Source organism: Aliiroseovarius halocynthiae (genome assembly GCF_007004645.1).
GTDB lineage: Bacteria > Pseudomonadota > Alphaproteobacteria > Rhodobacterales > Rhodobacteraceae > Aliiroseovarius > Aliiroseovarius halocynthiae.
The window spans coordinates 84,570-101,335 of sequence record NZ_ML660021.1 but is presented as its reverse complement, the minus strand read 5'-3'; the positions used below and the strand labels follow the sequence as shown (position 1 = coordinate 101,335).

The 16,766-nt window shown below is 59.8% G+C and carries 18 protein-coding genes; 13 read left to right on the top strand and 5 right to left on the bottom strand.

All coding sequences use genetic code 11. The features are described 5' to 3' along the window. Positions 1 to 16: 16 nt before the first annotated feature. Genes FIL88_RS11020 through FIL88_RS11010 form a run of 3 tightly spaced genes read right to left on the bottom strand, consistent with a single transcriptional unit; the run spans position 17 to position 2,690 of the window. A complete protein-coding gene (locus FIL88_RS11020; protein ID WP_142853924.1) occupies positions 17 to 1,336 on the bottom strand; it encodes a TRAP transporter large permease in 1,320 nt (439 codons plus the stop codon). Then, positions 1,333 to 1,917 (bottom strand): TRAP transporter small permease subunit, encoded by a 585-nt coding sequence (locus FIL88_RS11015; RefSeq protein ID WP_142853923.1) that lies wholly within the window; start codon positions 1,915 to 1,917, stop codon positions 1,333 to 1,335. The genes FIL88_RS11020 and FIL88_RS11015 overlap by 4 nt, the downstream gene beginning before the upstream one ends. Further along, complete coding sequence (locus FIL88_RS11010; RefSeq protein ID WP_142854029.1) at positions 1,914 to 2,690, bottom strand: N-formylglutamate amidohydrolase; 777 nt, start codon at positions 2,688 to 2,690, stop codon at positions 1,914 to 1,916. The genes FIL88_RS11015 and FIL88_RS11010 overlap by 4 nt, the downstream gene beginning before the upstream one ends. Positions 2,691 to 2,812: 122 nt before the next feature. On the opposite strand from FIL88_RS11010, the gene FIL88_RS11005 reads away from it, so the two are divergent. The 9 genes from FIL88_RS11005 (at position 2,813) to FIL88_RS10965 (ending at position 10,486) form a co-directional block, all read left to right on the top strand. After that, complete coding sequence (locus FIL88_RS11005) at positions 2,813 to 3,694, top strand: MurR/RpiR family transcriptional regulator (protein ID WP_246066690.1); 882 nt, start codon at positions 2,813 to 2,815, stop codon at positions 3,692 to 3,694. Between the two features lie 411 nt (positions 3,695 to 4,105). Next, the gene (locus FIL88_RS17040; RefSeq protein ID WP_281281305.1) at positions 4,106 to 4,369 is read left to right on the top strand and encodes a proline racemase family protein; all 264 of its coding nucleotides are present in this window, start codon (positions 4,106 to 4,108) and stop codon (positions 4,367 to 4,369) included. A 24-nt stretch (positions 4,370 to 4,393) separates the two neighbouring features. Then, a complete protein-coding gene (locus FIL88_RS10995; protein WP_142853922.1) occupies positions 4,394 to 5,632 on the top strand; it encodes an NAD(P)/FAD-dependent oxidoreductase in 1,239 nt (412 codons plus the stop codon). A gap of 102 nt (positions 5,633 to 5,734) precedes the next feature. After that, positions 5,735 to 6,181: a peptide-methionine (R)-S-oxide reductase MsrB gene (gene msrB / locus FIL88_RS10990; RefSeq protein ID WP_142853921.1), complete on the top strand. Its 447-nt coding sequence runs from the start codon at positions 5,735 to 5,737 to the stop codon at positions 6,179 to 6,181. Continuing rightward, positions 6,178 to 6,684 carry a peptide-methionine (S)-S-oxide reductase MsrA gene (msrA, locus tag FIL88_RS10985; protein ID WP_142853920.1) on the top strand — a complete coding sequence of 169 codons (507 nt, stop codon included), beginning with the start codon at positions 6,178 to 6,180 and terminating at the stop codon, positions 6,682 to 6,684. The genes msrB and msrA overlap by 4 nt, the downstream gene beginning before the upstream one ends. Positions 6,685 to 6,692: 8 nt before the next feature. Further along, the gene (locus FIL88_RS10980) at positions 6,693 to 8,159 is read left to right on the top strand and encodes a protein adenylyltransferase SelO (RefSeq protein ID WP_142853919.1); all 1,467 of its coding nucleotides are present in this window, start codon (positions 6,693 to 6,695) and stop codon (positions 8,157 to 8,159) included. 118 nt (positions 8,160 to 8,277) lie between these two features. Beyond that, positions 8,278 to 8,982: an ABC transporter permease gene (locus tag FIL88_RS10975; protein ID WP_142853918.1), complete on the top strand. Its 705-nt coding sequence runs from the start codon at positions 8,278 to 8,280 to the stop codon at positions 8,980 to 8,982. Continuing rightward, the gene (locus FIL88_RS10970) at positions 8,982 to 9,695 is read left to right on the top strand and encodes an ATP-binding cassette domain-containing protein (RefSeq protein ID WP_142853917.1); all 714 of its coding nucleotides are present in this window, start codon (positions 8,982 to 8,984) and stop codon (positions 9,693 to 9,695) included. Before FIL88_RS10975 ends, FIL88_RS10970 begins: the two co-directional genes overlap by 1 nt. After that, positions 9,692 to 10,486, top strand: a complete 795-nt coding sequence (locus FIL88_RS10965) for an ABC transporter substrate-binding protein (protein ID WP_142853916.1) — start codon at positions 9,692 to 9,694, stop codon at positions 10,484 to 10,486. Before FIL88_RS10970 ends, FIL88_RS10965 begins: the two co-directional genes overlap by 4 nt. Before the next feature lie 2 nt (positions 10,487 to 10,488). Here FIL88_RS10965 and FIL88_RS10960 read toward each other — a convergent pair whose 3' ends face one another. Further along, on the bottom strand, positions 10,489 to 11,478 hold the full coding sequence (locus FIL88_RS10960) for a type I glyceraldehyde-3-phosphate dehydrogenase (protein ID WP_142853915.1): 990 nt from the start codon (positions 11,476 to 11,478) through the stop codon (positions 10,489 to 10,491). Between the two features lie 67 nt (positions 11,479 to 11,545). Continuing rightward, entirely contained in the window at positions 11,546 to 12,373 is an 828-nt protein-coding gene (locus tag FIL88_RS10955) for a bifunctional allantoicase/(S)-ureidoglycine aminohydrolase (protein ID WP_142853914.1), read from the bottom strand. Between the two features lie 176 nt (positions 12,374 to 12,549). On the opposite strand from FIL88_RS10955, the gene FIL88_RS10950 reads away from it, so the two are divergent. Genes FIL88_RS10950 through FIL88_RS10935 form a run of 4 tightly spaced genes read left to right on the top strand, consistent with a single transcriptional unit; the run spans position 12,550 to position 16,755 of the window. Then, the gene (locus FIL88_RS10950; protein WP_142854027.1) at positions 12,550 to 13,185 is read left to right on the top strand and encodes a CDP-alcohol phosphatidyltransferase family protein; all 636 of its coding nucleotides are present in this window, start codon (positions 12,550 to 12,552) and stop codon (positions 13,183 to 13,185) included. Next, positions 13,182 to 14,390, top strand: a complete 1,209-nt coding sequence (locus FIL88_RS10945) for an ABC transporter substrate-binding protein (protein ID WP_142853913.1) — start codon at positions 13,182 to 13,184, stop codon at positions 14,388 to 14,390. The genes FIL88_RS10950 and FIL88_RS10945 overlap by 4 nt, the downstream gene beginning before the upstream one ends. 45 nt (positions 14,391 to 14,435) lie before the next feature. Then, complete coding sequence (locus tag FIL88_RS10940; protein WP_142853912.1) at positions 14,436 to 16,130, top strand: ABC transporter permease; 1,695 nt, start codon at positions 14,436 to 14,438, stop codon at positions 16,128 to 16,130. Continuing rightward, a complete protein-coding gene (locus FIL88_RS10935; protein ID WP_142853911.1) occupies positions 16,123 to 16,755 on the top strand; it encodes an ATP-binding cassette domain-containing protein in 633 nt (210 codons plus the stop codon). Before FIL88_RS10940 ends, FIL88_RS10935 begins: the two co-directional genes overlap by 8 nt. Positions 16,756 to 16,766 lie beyond the last annotated feature (11 nt).

The window sequence follows — 16,766 nt, the reverse complement described above, 5'->3', positions numbered from 1 at the left end:
GTTGAATTTATTATCGTTATTTTCCGTAAACGTAATTGGGCAGCCACAGAGCGATTTGGGGGAAGGTCATGATGATTGCCAAGGCCATCACCATGATAAGGACGAATGGCACGATCGAACGGTAAATGTCCCCCAGCCCAATTTCTGGCGGTGCCATGGCCCTCATAAGAAACAGGTTATAGCCAAAGGGCGGCGTCATATACGCGATCTGGGTGGTGATGGTGTAAAGCACCCCATACCAGATCAGGTCGAAGCCCAGCACTTTGACCAAGGGCACGTAAAGCGGCGCCACGATGACCAGCATCGCGGTATCGTCCAGAAACGTACCCATGATGATAAAGCTTAGCTGCATCAGGATCAAAATGACCCACGGATTCAGCCCAAGCTGTTCGGTAAACAGGTTGTCGATGGCCTTGACCGCGCCCAACCCGTCGAAGACAGCGCCAAAGCCCAGCGCCGCCAGAATAATCCACATGAACATGCAGGAAATCAGTAAGGTCTGCTTGGTACAGGTCTCGAATATCTGCCACGTCATGCGGCGCTTGGCGACCGAGGCGAACAAGGCCGTCAGCGCGCCAATGGCCGAGCTTTCGACCAGCGAGGTCCAGCCGTTCACGAAAGGCACCATCATCGCGGCGAAGATCGCTAGCGGCAGGATACCCGCACCCAGCAAGCGGATCTTTTCAGCGCGCGAGACCTGATGCGCATCTTCCATCGCCGGGCCAAGATGCGGTTGGATTTTGCAGCGCAGCCAGATGTAGATGATGAACAGTGACGCCATCATCAGCCCTGGCAGAACGCCCGCCAGCCACAGCTGTCCCACGGGCTGGCGCGCGATCATCGCGTAGAGCACCAACACGACCGAAGGCGGCACAAGGATGCCCAGACTGGACCCGGCTTGGATCACCCCTGTGACCATGATTTTGTCATAGCCCCGGCGCAGAAGTTCGGGCAGGGCAATCGTCGCGCCAATTGCCATGCCTGCGACGCTCAGACCATTCATGGCGGACACCAGAACCATCAGGCCGATGGTGCCTATCGCAAGGCCTCCGTTCACCGGACCCATCCAGACGTGGAACATGCGATACAGGTCATCAGCCAAGCGACTTTCGCTCAGGACATAACCCATGAAGATAAACATCGGCAGGGTCAGAAGCGGATACCATTTCATCAGCTTCATCGCGGCCGAGAACGGAATGTCCTGCCCGCCCACGCCCCAAAGGGCAAGCGCGGCAATGGCACCCACGGCCCCGATCGCACCGAACACGCGCTGGCCGGTGAACAGCATCAGCATCATCGATGCGAACATGAAAATGGCGATATATTCTTGGCTCATGCGCGTGTCACACCAATCTCGTTGCCGCGGATGCGGGCGATGTCTTTGAACAGTTCGGAAATGGCCTGAAGCAGCATCAGGAAGAAGCCGACGACCATGATGGATTTGATGGGCCAGGCATAGGGGCGCCACGCGGTGGACGAGCGCTCAAGCCGCCCGACCTCTTCCGCCCCGGTGATCAGCCCCCAGAAATACGAAAACGGCGCATCGCCCCAATATCCCAGAGAATAGGCGGTCGATCCGACACCACCCCAAACCAGCACGCCCAGATAGATCAGCAAAAAGAACACTGTGAACGCGTCGAACCACGCTTTCTTGCGGTCGTTCCAATTGTGATAAAACAAGTCCATCCGCACATTCGACCCCATCTGAAGCGAATACGGCCCACCCATGATGTAATAGGTCACCATGGCAAACTGCGCCATTTCCAGCGTCCAAAGCGAAGGCACAAAAAACGTCTTCGAGATCGAGGACCACAAAAGGATCCCCATCATGACGAAAAGCCCCCACATCATCACGCGACCGATGCGGTAATTCACGGCATCAACGACACGTACATACCCAGTCATCAGAGCAGTCATGCGGTGCTCCTTTCGGTCAAATGGGCCTCGGCCTGAGCAACCCAAGCCGCCAACGCACCAGCAATCGCTGCCTGCTGCGCTTCGGTTTCGATCAGGTCATTGCGGATTTCGATCATCACGTTCGGCAAACCGTACGGCACCGCGTGTTTGTTCAGCGTATGTGCAACACCATCTGACGCCGCATATGGCTCATTCAGCTGAACCTCCATACCCAGATCTGCGGGTATCGTCTGCATCATCGCATGCGCCAACCGGTCATCGTCGCCATGCAAAACGCCGATCTGCACATCACGCGTCTGACCACGATAGACAGGTGTAAAACTGTGGACCGTGACCATCATCCGAAGATGAGCCCGGTGCACACCGATCTGTTCCGTGAGTGTTGTTGAAAACGGGCGATGAACTTGGTCCACCCGTGCGGCGCGGTTGGCGTCGCTTAGATCAGTGTTGCCGGGGATCTCGAATACCTCGCTGCGGGACGGAATTGCGTCTGGCGCATTGGGTGGGCGGTTGCAGTCATACACCAGACGCGAAATTCCACCGTAAACCAGTACCGCGTTCAGACGGCGCGCAATCCCTTTGGCCACGGGCAACGCGCCGGGATCCCAAGCGATATGCTGGGTCAATGTGTCGGCATCCAGCCCCAAACCCTTCAGATGCGCGGGCACCCGGTTCGAGGCATGTTCACACACCACGATCACCGAGGGCGCATCGGCCATCTGGTCCACATGCACGGCCGGACCGAATGCTGATTTCAACGTCTGCGATTCCATGCGGAAAAACTTCCACAGCTTCTTTAACTGTGTCAATATTTTTCCGTAGCAAATTAACCACCCTTGATTTCCCTGTCGATATTTTGACAGAATAGTGAAATTCAATGCAAAGGATGTTGCCTGTGCGCGTAACCGATCAGCTTTTACAACATCGCGAAGACATGACACCTTCCGAGCGTCAGCTTATGAACGCCATTCTGGATGACTATCCGCTGTCAGGGCTGGGCAGCATTACGGAATTGGCCGCGGCGGCGGCGGTGTCCACGACTACTGTCGCGCGACTTCTGCAGAAAACCGGGTTCAACGGCTACCCACAGTTTCAGGCAGCACTGCGGCGCGAGCTGAAAGAGATGATCTCGGACCCAGTCGCCAAGCGCGATGTGTGGAAGACGGATCTGCCGGAAGAACACACGCTGAACCGCTATTCCCGGCAAGCGCTTGAGAACCAAAAGCGCAGTCTGGACGAAGTGGACCCCGACGAGTTCGACGCGCTGTGCAAGCTGATCTGCGATCCGAACCGGCGGATCTTCATCACCGGAGGCCGCATCACAGGAACCTTGGCGCAATACCTTTATCTGCACCTTCAGATGATCCGCCCGGATGTGCGTCTGTTGCCCTTTTCGGCCTCGTGGACACACGAGCTGCTGGACATTCGCAAAGGGGATATTCTGATTGCGCTGGACGTCCGGCGCTATGAAAATACGACACTTGTGATCGGGCAATTGGCCCATGAACGCGAGGCCGAGATTGTGCTGTTCACGGACCAATGGCGTTCGCCCATTCACCGGCTGGCGCGCCACACGTTCAGCGCCCGTATTGCCGTTCCTTCGGCGTGGGATTCGATGTCAGCTCTGCTGGTCCTGCTGGAATGCGCAGTGGCCGAGGTTCAGGAACGCCTTTGGGACAGCGTCAAAGCACGCACGGACGAGCTGGAAGAGGCCTTCGACCGCACAAAATTGTTTCGCAAGTTTGGCCAAAGCAGCAGCGGCGGTGGCCCAAGCTGAGCCAATTCACCACAGCACTTGCATGAGCTTCAGGCGGCGGCAGGTATTGCACCACAAAGAAGCAAAACGGCTTTGCCAGATAAAGATTCATCAACCCACACTTGAACTTACCCGACGTCCTCATTTTTTCTCTGGATTTTTGGATCCAATGCTCAATATGGTGCAATCACCACTCGCGGACAATCCGACCTCCCAGAAGGGTCGTCGCTGAAACAGGACATTTCACACTATGGAGCGCTCGCCCCTTCACTTCACCATCTTCTGATGTCTGAAGGGCAATCGGCACACCACCGATTGAGCAACACACAAATCCATCAAAGAGAATGCGCTGCGCAGTCCACCCCCAGGGACGCGGCAATACAGTTTCACTGACGCTCCGATGACGGGAGGTGTCGAACGCAACTTGAATGCGTGTCTGCGCATCGAATCCGATTCGATGACCTCGACCCAGATCCGGCCGTCACCCAGGTACATTTCATACTCCAATTGGGTGCGGTCGGTCTGGCAGATCTGCTCCCATCGGAAAGCGTCATCGGCAGCCCCTATCGCCTATCCTGTACGCCGAGCCCGAACGGGGGCGTGATCCCATCAATCACGGGCCAAGCTTTTATCATGGCCGAAGCGCGATTGATCTTTGACCCGGCCGATCCTTTCAGGAATGGTATCGGGACCTGATCCACTTTTCCTGCAAGGTTCGACATGGCTGACGACATCACAATCATCGGCGCCGGCATCACCGGCATCAGCATCGGGCTGGAGCTTGCCCGCCGTGGCCAAAAGGTCCGCGTTCTGGACCGTAAGGGCGTCGCGGGTGAAACCTCGGCCGGAAATGCTGGCGCCTTTGCGTTTCAGGAAATCGAGCCGCTGGCCAAACCCGGCATCATGAAACAAGCCCCAAAATGGCTATTGGACCCATTGGGGCCTCTGTCAGTCCCGCCCGCCTATGCGCTGCAAATCGCGCCGTGGATGCTGCGGTTGTGGAGGGCCAGTTGGCGGGATCGTTATGAAGGTTCGATGAAAGCGCAGGCCCAGCTGATGCACGTGGCGAAGGCCGCCTTCGAACGGCAGGTCGCGCATATCAAGGGCGAGGACCTGATCCAGCGCAAAGGTCAAATGGCGCTGTACGAGGGCGAAAAAGCTTACCTGAGCACCCTGCCCGCATGGGAATTGAAGAAACAGCACGGCTTTGACGCAATCCACCTGACCAGCCCCGAGGCAATCGCGGAATACCAGCCGGGCCTGCATCCGCGGTTCACCCACGGCGCGTTCACCCCGAACTGGTTCAACACCGTGGACCCGAAGCTGTGGACCGAAACCGTGGCGCAAGCGCTGCGCGACGCGGGTGGCGACATCAAGATCACTGACGTTCACAGCATCACCCCCGCCGAGAGCTGTATGCGCGTGCAAACAAGTGACAGCCAAATTGAGACCCAGAAGCTGATCATCGCCGCAGGCGCATGGTCCCACCATCTGGCGCGCCGTCTGGGCGACAAGATACCGCTGGAAACCGAGCGCGGCTATAATACCACCTTGCCCCCCGGTGCCTTCGACCTGCGCACCCATCTGACCTTCAGCCAACACGGTTTCGTGGTCTCGATGATCAATGGCGGTGTGCGCGTCGGCGGCGCGGTAGAACTTGGCGGGCTGAAGCTCCCCCCAAACTTCAAACGCGCCGATATCTTGCTGAAGAAGGCACGGGATTTCCTGCCAGGGCTGAACACCGAGGGCGGCAAGCAATGGATGGGGTACCGCCCGTCCCTGCCTGACACGCTGCCCGTCATCGGGCGCTCTCCGCAAGACGCGCGGGTGGTTTATGCGTTCGGACATGGCCATCTTGGCCTGACCCAATCGGCGGGCACAGCGGAACTGGTCGCAGATCTGGCGCTTGGCGCGACGCCGGAACTGGCGCTGGATCCGTTTGCCCCCACGCGGTTCTAAGGCCCAATTCGTTACAGATCACTCACGTCAACGTGCTTCACCGGACGCTTCCAATTTGGCCTACAGACCCCATATTCTTGCCTCAACCCGAAGGAGGACCGCATGCGCTATCAAAAATCCCAAGACGCCATTGATCGCCTGACCCCGGAAGAATACCGGGTCACCCAAGAAAACGGGACCGAGCGGGCGTTCACGGGCGAGTATGACAAGCATTATGAACCCGGGATCTATGTAGATGTCGTCTCGGGCGAGCCGTTGTTTTCGTCATCCACCAAGTTCAACTCAGGCTGTGGCTGGCCCGCGTTTTCGACCCCGATCGAAGCCGCCCACGTGACTGAACACCGCGACAGCACGTTCGGGATGGAGCGAGTTGAAGTCCGGTCCACCCATGGCGACAGCCATCTGGGTCACGTGTTCCCGGACGGCCCGCGCGAAACCGGCGGGCTGCGCTATTGCATCAACTCGGCTTCGCTGCGATTTGTGCCGAAAGACCAGATGGAAGCCGAAGGCTATGGCGACTATCTTCACCTTGTGGAGGGAAACCAATGACTGAACGCGCAATTCTGGCCGGTGGCTGCTTCTGGGGCATGCAGGATCTGATCCGCAAGATGCCCGGCGTGACGAAAACCCGTGTGGGATACACCGGTGGGGACGTTCCCAACGCGACCTATCGCAATCACGGCACCCATGCCGAAGGGATAGAGATCTGGTTTGATCCGGCCAAGATCAGCTATCGCACGCTGCTTGAGTTCTTCTTTCAGATCCATGATCCGACCACGGTAAACCGTCAGGGCAACGACCTTGGCACCAGCTATCGCTCGGGCATTTACTATTTGTCGGACGAACAGAAAGCGACCGCGCTGGACACCATCGCCGATGTCGACGCCAGCGGGCTGTGGCCCGGCAAAGTCGTGACCGAGGTGAAACCCGCCGGTGATTTCTGGGAAGCAGAACCCGAGCATCAGGATTATCTGGAGCGTCTACCCAACGGCTATACCTGCCACTTCGCCCGCCCCGATTGGGTTCTGCCCAAACGCGGCGCGGCCGAGTAAAATCCGGTATGGCTCATCCAGATTTTGACAACAGCTTCGTCCGCGAGCTGCAAGGCTTTTATGTCGAGTGGAAGGGGGCGCAAGTCCCCGACCCAAACGTGCTGCGCCTGAACCGCCCCTTGGCGGACGAACTTGGGCTGGATGCCGATTATCTTGAGACGCGCGAAGGCGCCGAGGAATTGGTCGGCATGCGCATTCCCGACGGTGGCAGCTCGGTTGCGATGGCCTATGCAGGCCACCAGTTCGGGGGCTTCTCGCCCCAGTTGGGCGATGGTCGTGCCCTGTTAATTGGCGAGTTTCTCGACACGAACGGCAACCGCCGTGACCTGCATCTGAAAGGCTCGGGCAAGACGCCATTTTCGCGCGGCGGCGACGGGAAGGCCGTGCTTGGCCCCGTGCTGCGCGAATATCTGATGGGCGAGGCGATGCACGCCCTTGGCATCCCGACCACCCGCGCGCTTGCGGCCTCGACCACTGGGGAACCGGTGCTACGCCAGAACGGCCCTGAACAGGGCGCTGTGCTGGCGCGGGTCGCGGCCTCGCACCTGCGGGTGGGCACGTTCCAGTTCTTTGCCGCGCGCGGTGATCACGCACGGGTCAAGCAACTGGCCGACTACGCCATTGCGCGCCACTATCCCGACATCGAGGGTGCCGAAAACCGCTATCTGGAACTGTTCCGACAGGTGCAGGCCCGCCAAGCCGCACTGATTGCGCAATGGGTTCATGTGGGCTTTGTCCATGGGGTGATGAACACCGACAATATGACGATTTCGGGCGAGACGATTGACTATGGCCCCTGCGCCTTCATCGATGCCTACAGCCCGGACGCAGTGTTTTCGTCTATTGACCGACAGGGGCGCTATGCCTTTGGAAACCAACCCAATCTGGCGCAGTGGAACCTTGCGCGGTTTGCCGAAACGCTGGTCTTGCTGATCAACCCAGACGACCAAGACGCAGCCATCGCGGAGCTGATGCAAGTGCTTGAAGAATTCCCGGCGCTTTATCAGCAGCATTGGCTGGATGGGATGCGCAAAAAGCTTGGCCTGTTCACCGCGCGTGACGAGGATCTGGATCTGGCGAACGACTTGCACAGTCTGATGCAGGGTGCGGGCAGCGACTATACCCGCACCTTCCGCGCGCTGTCGCGTGTGGCCGGCGGAGATGCGTCCGCGCTGGATGGGATCGTCATCGCCGAAGGCACCGCGGATTGGAGCTCGCGCTATCTGCACCGGCTCAGCCATGACGAGGATAACTTTGCGCGGCCCGACGCGATGGACGCCGTGAACCCTATCTATATCCCGCGCAATCACAAGGTCGAAGAAGCCCTGTCCGCCGCATCTGATGGCGACATGGCCCCTTTTGACACGTTGCTTCAGGTTCTGTCCGACCCGTTTCGCGAACAGGACGGGGCCGAGGCCTTCGCCCTGCCCGCACCAGACGGGTTCGGTCCCTATACAACCTTCTGTGGCACCTAAACCGGCAGAAATGTCGGTTTAGGTGCCTTATCAGACCATTTCCAATGGCTTAACGCGGCTTGCGCTGTGGCAGAACGGGCCTGTATCAGGGATGCCTGTACTGGGCTAAAGGCGGCAAATGTCGGATCTGTGGGAAGGAATAGGCCAGGCGCTCTGGCTTCTGGTGACGCTGGACGCGGATCTGGTAGAAATCACGCTGCGTTCGCTGCGCGTGACGTTGACGGCATTGGTCATTGCCTGCGCCATCGCCCTGCCAATCGGGGCCTTTCTGGCCGTCCGCCGTTTCCGCGCGCGCCGTTTCACCATCGCGCTTCTGAACGCGTTGATGGGCCTGCCGCCCGTTGTGGTCGGGCTGATCGTCTATGTGCTGCTCAGCCGCTCGGGGCCGTTTGGGGTTATGGGACTGATCTTCACCCCGACCGCCATGATCATCGCGCAAGTGGTCATCATCGTGCCGCTCATCTCCTCCATCGCCCATCAGGCCTTGCGTGAACTGTGGTCGGATTATCACGACCTTCTGATCTCGCTGAACACAACGCAGCGCCAGCGTATGGCCGCCCTTCTGTGGGACGGACGCCGCGCGCTTCTAACCGCCGCGCTGGCAGGGTTTGGCCGCGCAATAGGAGAAGTCGGCGCGATCATGATCGTCGGTGGCAATATCGATCATCACACCCGCGTGCTGACCACAGCCATCGCGCTGGAAACCGGCAAAGGCGACTTTGCCATGGCGCTGGGTCTGGGCTTTGTGCTGATCCTGCTGGCGATTGCCGTGAACCTTGCGATCCACATCATTGGCCGCACCGAACAAGAGGGACGCTGGTGATGCGCAGTCTGTTCCCTTTAACTCTGACCGGGGCCACGATCCGCCGCAAAGGCAAGCGGTTAGTCGGGCCGATTGACCTGACGCTGCAAGATCAGGGCATCACGATTGTGATCGGGCCAAACGGCGCGGGGAAGACATCACTTCTGCGGATGATGCACGGGATTGCGCGTCTGTCCGATGGTGCGATCAACTGGGGTTGTGATCTGGACACTGCGCATGCCGCGCAATCCTTCGTCTTCCAGCAACCCATTCTGCTGCGCAGGTCGGTACGCGACAATATCGCCTATCCGCTGCGTCTGCGCGGCATCGCGAAAGCCATGGCACGCGCACAGGCAGACACGGCAGGTACTCGGGTCGGGCTTGGCCCCATGCTGGATCGCCCCGCCACCTTCCTGTCTGGTGGCGAACGGCAGAAACTGGCCATTGCGCGTGCGCTGATCACCAAGCCCGCGCTGCTGTTTCTGGACGAACCTTGCGCGTCGCTGGATGGCCGCGCCACCCGCGAGATTGAAGAGATCCTGCGGCAAGCTGCCACCTCGGGCACCCGGCTGATCATGTCTACACATGACATGGGGCAGGCGCGCCGACTGGCAGATGATGTGTTGTTCCTTCTGAAAGGGCATATCCACGAGCACGCGCCGACCCCCCTGTTTTTTGACCAACCGCAGACCGCCGAGGCTGCAGCCTTCCTGAACGGAGACATCGTCGAATGAAATCCCTGCTGACCGGACTTTGGGTCGCCCTTGCCACAAGCAGCGCCGCCTTTGCGGATGACATGAAACTGGCCGTCACCACGTCCTTCCAGAACTCGGGTCTGGCGGATGTTTTGCTGCCCGCAATCAAGGAAGACACGGGCATTGATGTGCAGCTTCTGGTCGTCGGGACTGGGCAGGCGCTTCGCCTAAGTGAAGCAGGCGATGTAGACGCCATTCTGGTGCATTCGCGCACGGCAGAGGAGGCATTCGTCGCCGCGGGCTATGGCACCCACCGGCGCGAAATCATGTATAACGATTTCGTTTTCATCGGCCCCGACACGGACCCCGCTGATATCAAAGCAGCAGACACCGCCAGCGTGGCTCTGGCCAAGATCGCAGACGCCAAATCCCCCTTTGTCAGCCGGGGCGATGACAGCGGCACACATAAGGCCGAGCTGAAGCTTTGGGCCGCTGCCGATCTTACACCGGCTGGGAACTGGTATCGGAAGGTCGGCGCAGGCATGGGGGCCACGCTGAACATCGCATCAGGCATGCCTGCTTATGTGATTTCCGACCGGGCCAGTTGGCTGAATTTCGGCAACAAGGACGGGCTGGCGCTGCTGTTTGCAGGCGATCCCGTGCTGTTCAACCAATACGCCTTCCTGCCAGTGAACCCGGCCAAACATCCGCATGTCAAAGCTGATCTGGCACAGACGTTGGAAGACTGGCTAACCTCGGGCACCGCCAAGGCGCTGATCGACGGGTACGAGATCAACGGCGAAACGCTGTTCACCTTCAACGCGGAATAGGCTTAGCCACGCGCCATTAAGCGGGCGACGTCCAGCATGCGGTGGGAAAAGCCCCATTCGTTATCATACCAGCCGAAGACCCGAAGCAAGCCGCCCTCAGACACCGAGGTTTCGGGGCCGGAAATCACAAGGCTTTCGGGCCGCATGCGCAGGTCCGAGGACACAAGAGGCTCCTCGGTCCAGCCCAGCACATCGCCCGTTGCGCCCTTTTGCAGGATGGCGCGGGCCTGATCTTCGTCCACCTCTTTGGTGACCCGCACGCTCAGATCGATACAGGATACAGACGCGGTGGGAACTCGGATCGCCCGCGCCTCGACCTTGCCCGCCAGTTGCGGCAGCACATCGCCCACCAGCTTATGCGCGCTGGTGGTGGTGGGCACCATCGACAACGCCGCCGCCCGTGATCGCGCCGGATTGGCGCGCGGTTTGTCGACGGTGGGCTGACTGCCGGTATAGCAATGGACAGTGGTCATATGTCCGCCAATCACGCCCAGCCGATCGTCCAGAAGTTTCAAAAGCGGGGCCAATGCGTTGGTGGTGCATGACGCGTTCGAGACAATTCGCTGCCCCGCCAACTGATCTTCATTCGCGCCCAGAACCACGGTCACGTCGGCCTCGGATGACGGACCAGAGATCAGAACATTACGCGCACCTGCCGCCAGACCACGCTCGGCCACCGCGCGCTTGCCTGCCATGCCCGTGCATTCCAGCACAACATCCACATCGGACAGATCCATCGTGCTGATGTCTGGGATGGCATAGAACGGGATGCTCTGCCCATTGATCACCAGCGCCTGATCGGCCGTCGTAATCTCGCCCGGAAACGGGCCAAACACGCTGTCATATTTGAACAGATAAGCGCAGGTATCCAAGCTTTCGATATCGTTGATAAAGACCACGTCAAACGGGCCTGCATCTTGCGCCAATATTCGCAGAATGGACCGGCCAATGCGACCGAACCCGTTCAATCCGATACGAATCTTCTGTGACATCGTTGATCCCTCGCGCTTGTGTCACAGCCACAGAAGGGGAAACGCGCAGAAGGTTCAAGCCTTTTGATCAAAAACCGCTCAGCGGCATGTGGCGGTTTACGTCCTTATAGAGAAGATAGCGAAACGGCCCCGGTCCGCCCGCGTAACAAGCCTGCGGACAGAAGGCACGTAGCCACATATAATCGCCGGCTTCGACCTCGACCCAATCTTGATTCAGGCGGTAGACGGCTTTGCCTTCCAGCACGTAAAGCCCATGCTCCATCACATGGGTTTCGGCAAACGGGATGACCCCGCCCGGTTGGAAGGTCACGATATTCACATGCATATCGTGGCGCAGATCCGTGGGATCGACGAATCGCGTGGTCGCCCAAGCATCATCTGTATCCGGCATCGGAATCGGGTCATGGTCCGCTTCATTCGTGACAAACGCCGTGGGGGCGTCGATGCCGTCAACCGGTTGAAAGCGCTTGCGGATCCAGTGAAAGCTAACCGGCGCGTCCGAGGTATTCACCAACGTCCATGACGTGCCCGCTGGTATAAATGCATAGCCACCCGTTTGCATCTGATGGGTGACGCCATCAAGCGTCAGCTCCATCGCACCCGCGACCACAAACAGCACGGCTTCGGCCTGCGCGTTCTCCTCGGGCCGGTCACTGCCACCACCCGGTGCGACCTCGGCGATGTAATGCGAGAATGTTTCGGCAAAGCCCGACAAGGGGCGCGCCAAGACCCAAAACCGCGCCGCATTCCAATGCGGCAAGGCCGAGGTCGTGATGTCCGATAACGTCCCCTTAGGAATCACCGCATAAGCATCGGTAAACACCGCACGATCCGTCAGCAGCTGCGTCTGGGGTGGCAAGCCACCTTCGGGCGAATAGTAAGTCGGTTTCTTCATCAGGGCCTCCGATTGACGCCCCATTCAATCGCAACCTGCCCCCTCCGCCAAGGATTTTCGCACTGATTTCATGACGAATGCTCACGTTTTCGTATGCCGCATGGACGCGGCAGGCCGATCTGGTCCAAGTATCGCATCAAACGCCGTACCATTGCGGCAATGGGAAAGGGCGCGTCATGCTGGACGCTTATGCACGTAAACTGATTGACCCGCCGCTGGATCGGGTCGGCGGCCTGTTGGCCCGCGCGGGCGTCAGCGCCAATTTGGTGACGCTGATCGGGCTGGGGATTGGGCTTTTGGCCGCGATCAGCATTACCACGGAACATTTCACATTGGGCCTATGGTTGCTGCTTGCCTCGCGCCTCGCGGATGGGCTGGACGGGGCGGTGGCCCGCGCCAGCACCCGCAGTGATTTCGGCGGTTATTTGGACATCACCGCCGATTTCGCATTCTACGGTGCCATTCCTTTTGCGTTCGTTCTGTACGATCCGGCAACCAATGGGATCGCAGGCGCATTTCTGCTGCTAAGCTTCTATGTGAACGGCGCCAGCTTTCTGGGCTATGCGATACTTGCGGAAAAGAAAGGGCTTCAGACCCGCGCGCAGGGCATCAAGTCGCTTTACTATTCCAACGGCATTCTGGAAGGCACCGAAACGATCCTATTCTTCGTCCTTCTCTGCCTTCTCCCCCGTTTTTTCATGCCGCTGGCGTGGCTGTTTGCCATCGTCTGCTTTGCCACGGCCATCTTGCGCGTCTGGGGCGCGTATCAGGCCTTTGGCCCCATCCTTTCCGACCAACAGGAGCCCAAATGAAACATCTTGCACTTGCCGCCAGCCTGCTGGCGTCGACCCTTCTGCCAACGACCAGCTTTGCCGACCCCGATCCCGCGAATTGGGATACAGTTCTAGACGAAGCCAAGGGCCAGACCGTCTATTGGAACGCATGGGGTGGGTCGCCCACCACAAACGCCTTTATTGAATGGGCGGGCGACCAAATCAAAGACCGCTATGGCGTGACACTGGAGCATGTGAAGCTGACCGACACCGCCGATGCCGTGACCCGCGTTCTATCCGAAAAACAGGCCGGTCAGGATGACGACGGTGCGATCGACATGATCTGGATTAATGGGGCGAATTTCGCGTCTATGAAGGACAACGGATTGCTGTTTGGCCCGTTCGCCGAGGATCTTCCAAACTGGCAGTTCGTCGATGCTGAAGGCAAAACTGTCCGCTCCGATTTCACCGTTCCGGTCGAAGGCTATGAAGCCCCGTGGGCTATGGCGCAGGTGGTGTTCATGTACGATACTGCAGACATTGCCGAACCGCTCCCTTCCGCCGCGGCGATCCTTGAATGGGCCAAAGCCCATCCCGGCCGTTTCACCTATCCCCAGCCACCTGACTTCCTAGGCACGACATTCCTCAAGCAAATGCTGGTCGAACTGCTGGAGGATCCATCCGTGCTGGCTGAACCGGTGTCAGATGAAAACTATGTCGAGGTAACCACACCGCTGTGGGATTATCTGGAAGAGCTGACCCCAGCCCTGTGGCGCGAAGGCCGCGCCTATCCGCCCAACGGCACCCGTCAGATCCAGCTGATCAATGACGGAGAGCTGGATATGGCTGTGTCCTTCAGCCCCAGCGCCGCCTCGACCGCGATTGCAAACTTCGAACTGCCCGACACCGTGCGCACCTTCGTTCTGGACAAGGGCACGATCGGCAACGCGTCCTTCGTGGCGATCCCCTATAACTCGGGATCGAAAGCAGGCGCGATGGTGCTGGCCGACTTCCTGATGTCGCCCGAGGCGCAGGCCCATGCGCAAGACCCGAACGTGCTGGGATACGGCACGGTGTTGAACATGGCTGCGCTGTCAGACGACGACCGCGCCCGATTTGACGCACTGGATCTGGGCATCGCAACCCTAACGCCCGCCCAGCTTGGCCGCGTGCAGGATGAACCGCATCCCAGCTGGATGACCCGCATCGCCGAAGACTGGCAATCGCGCTACGGCGTTCAGTAAGAAGTACCATTGCCCCGCGCATCGCGTGCGGGGCAATACTCTCCTATGAAATACCTCCCCCGCCTTCCCCTGTTTCCATTACTGACGGTCCTGTTTTTGCTGGGTCCGTTAGTGGCAGGGCTGTGGGGAACGATCCTGCCAGCCTTCGGGCATTTCCCTGCTGGCGGACACTACGGCCCTTCGCTAGAGGCATTTCGCACGCTGTTTGACTGGCCCGGATTGTCCGCTGCAACGCGCCTATCACTTGTCACGGGCATCGTCTCGGCGCTTCTATCTTTGGCCATCACCGCATTGATCCTTGCAGGCTGGACCGGCACGCGCGGGTTTCGCGTGCTGGAGCGTCTACTCTCGCCTTTCCTGTCTGTCCCCCATGCTGCCGCCGCCTTCGGATTGACCTTTCTGATCGCGCCATCAGGCTGGATCGCACGTCTGTTTTCCCCGTGGCTAACCGGGTGGGAGCGTCCGCCAGACCTGTTGATCCTGAACGACCCTTGGGGGCTTTCGCTGATCGCAGGCATGGTGGTGAAAGAGGTGCCGTTCCTGCTGCTCATGTCCATCGCGGCCTTGGGCCAAATCGACGGACGCCGCCGCATGGCGTTAAGCCAAAGCATGGGATACGGCCGCATCAAGGCGTGGATGATCGCCATCTTCCCCGCCCTTTACGCCCGCATCCGCCTGCCCATTTTGGTGGTCCTGACATGGGCTATGTCGGTGGTCGATGTGGCGGTGATCCTTGGGCCATCGACGCCGCCAACGCTATCCGTGCAAATCGTGCGCTGGATGTCCGACCCGGACATTGGCTTTCGCCTGCTGGCCGCCGCCGCCGCGCTGTGGCAGCTTGTGTTGGTCATCGCGGGCGTCGGCCTGTGGTTTCTGGGCGAACATCTGATTGCCCGCCTTGCCCGCCGCCATGTCCAAACCGGACGACGCGGACGCAGCAACACCCCCCTGCGCGTCGCGGGGTTTGCTCTTGGCACCACCGTCTCGCTGTCCCTGCTTTTGGGTTTCCTCGGCCTGATCATCTGGTCCTTTGCAGGGTTCTGGAGCTTCCCTGACCTGCTGCCCGACCAGTTCACTCTGCGCAGCTGGATGCGCCACCGCACGGGCAGTCTGGACGCACTGGGGGAAACCGCGTTGATCGCAGGTGTCTCAGTCACGATCGGAATGATCCTGACCATCGGCTGCCTCGAGACCGAGGAACGTCTGGGCCTGCGCCTGACCCAGCGCGGTATGTGGCTGATCTATCTGCCGCTGATCCTGCCGCAAACCGCCTTCCTACCTGGGCTGCAAACGCTGCTTTTAAACCTCGGGCTGGGCATGGGACGTCTGCCCGTCATTTTGGCCCATCTGGTCTTTGTCCTGCCCTATCTGCGCCTGTCGCTGGAAGGGCCCTGGCAGTCTTGGGACAAGCGCCAAGCCACCGTCGCCAAAGCGTTGGGGGCCACGCCGAACCAAGTGCTGTGGCGTGTGCGCCTGCCCATGCTTCTGGCTCCACTTCTGACCGCGACCGCCGTGGGTGTCGCCGTGTCCGTCGGGCAATACCTACCCACGCTTCTGGCGGGCGGAGGCCGGGTTGAAACCCTGACCACCGAAGCCGTCGCGCTTGCATCCGGCGGGGATCGCCGCGCCATCGGAGTTTTCGGCCTGATGCAAACTGCCGCCGCGATGCTACCCTTCGCGCTGGCCTTGGCGCTGCCAGCTTTGGTATGGCGCAACCGAAAGGGGCTTTTGAATGGCTAACGGATTGCATCTGGATCAGGTCCGCATCCTGAAAGACGGCGCACCGCTGATCGAGATCGATACCCATGTCGCGCCCGGATCGGTGCTGACCATCATGGGCCCAAGCGGCGTGGGGAAGTCAACGCTGCTGTCGGCGATCATCGGCACGTTGCCCCCTGCGTTTGAACTGCAAGGTCACGTCCGCCTAGAGGGCCGCGACCTGCTGCCCCTGCCGCCCGAGGATCGCTGCGTCGGGATCCTCTTCCAAGACGCGCTTCTGTTCCCGCATCTCAGCGTTGGGGCCAATCTGGCCTTTGGTCTGACCAAAGGCGGCACCCGCGCGGAACGCCGCGCGAAGATTGACACCGCGCTGGCCGAAGTGGGGCTGGAAGGTTTTGCAGACCGTGATCCAGAAACCCTGTCAGGCGGGCAGCGAGCGCGGGTCGCTTTGATGCGCATGCTTCTGTCCGCACCTAATGCGCTGCTGCTGGACGAGCCGTTCTCAGGTCTCGACGCCGAATTGCGCGGGCAGGTGCGCGATCTCGTCTTTCGACACGCCCGCGCCCGCGCTTTGCCTGTTCTGATGGTGACCCATGACCAAGAAGACGCGGATGCAGCGGGCGGCGAGGTTGTGCGGTTGGGGTGACGCTAGGGCGG

What these genes read in the sequence shown, in the direction of transcription:
- FIL88_RS10965 (WP_142853916.1), top strand. Translation starts at nt 9,692, where the DNA reads ATGAAATCCCTGCTGACCGGACTTTGGGTCGCCCTTGCCACAAGCAGC.
- FIL88_RS10970 (WP_142853917.1), top strand. Translation starts at nt 8,982, where the DNA reads ATGCGCAGTCTGTTCCCTTTAACTCTGACCGGGGCCACGATCCGCCGC.
- msrB (WP_142853921.1), top strand. Translation starts at nt 5,735, where the DNA reads ATGCGCTATCAAAAATCCCAAGACGCCATTGATCGCCTGACCCCGGAA.
- FIL88_RS11010 (WP_142854029.1), bottom strand. Translation starts at nt 2,690, where the DNA reads ATGGAATCGCAGACGTTGAAATCAGCATTCGGTCCGGCCGTGCATGTG.
- FIL88_RS10980 (WP_142853919.1), top strand. Translation starts at nt 6,693, where the DNA reads ATGGCTCATCCAGATTTTGACAACAGCTTCGTCCGCGAGCTGCAAGGC.
- FIL88_RS11015 (WP_142853923.1), bottom strand. Translation starts at nt 1,917, where the DNA reads ATGACTGCTCTGATGACTGGGTATGTACGTGTCGTTGATGCCGTGAAT.
- FIL88_RS10950 (WP_142854027.1), top strand. Translation starts at nt 12,550, where the DNA reads ATGCTGGACGCTTATGCACGTAAACTGATTGACCCGCCGCTGGATCGG.
- msrA (WP_142853920.1), top strand. Translation starts at nt 6,178, where the DNA reads ATGACTGAACGCGCAATTCTGGCCGGTGGCTGCTTCTGGGGCATGCAG.
- FIL88_RS10995 (WP_142853922.1), top strand. Translation starts at nt 4,394, where the DNA reads ATGGCTGACGACATCACAATCATCGGCGCCGGCATCACCGGCATCAGC.
- FIL88_RS10935 (WP_142853911.1), top strand. Translation starts at nt 16,123, where the DNA reads ATGGCTAACGGATTGCATCTGGATCAGGTCCGCATCCTGAAAGACGGC.
- FIL88_RS11020 (WP_142853924.1), bottom strand. Translation starts at nt 1,336, where the DNA reads ATGAGCCAAGAATATATCGCCATTTTCATGTTCGCATCGATGATGCTG.
- FIL88_RS10940 (WP_142853912.1), top strand. Translation starts at nt 14,436, where the DNA reads ATGAAATACCTCCCCCGCCTTCCCCTGTTTCCATTACTGACGGTCCTG.
- FIL88_RS10975 (WP_142853918.1), top strand. Translation starts at nt 8,278, where the DNA reads ATGTCGGATCTGTGGGAAGGAATAGGCCAGGCGCTCTGGCTTCTGGTG.
- FIL88_RS10955 (WP_142853914.1), bottom strand. Translation starts at nt 12,373, where the DNA reads ATGAAGAAACCGACTTACTATTCGCCCGAAGGTGGCTTGCCACCCCAG.
- FIL88_RS10960 (WP_142853915.1), bottom strand. Translation starts at nt 11,478, where the DNA reads ATGTCACAGAAGATTCGTATCGGATTGAACGGGTTCGGTCGCATTGGC.
- FIL88_RS10945 (WP_142853913.1), top strand. Translation starts at nt 13,182, where the DNA reads ATGAAACATCTTGCACTTGCCGCCAGCCTGCTGGCGTCGACCCTTCTG.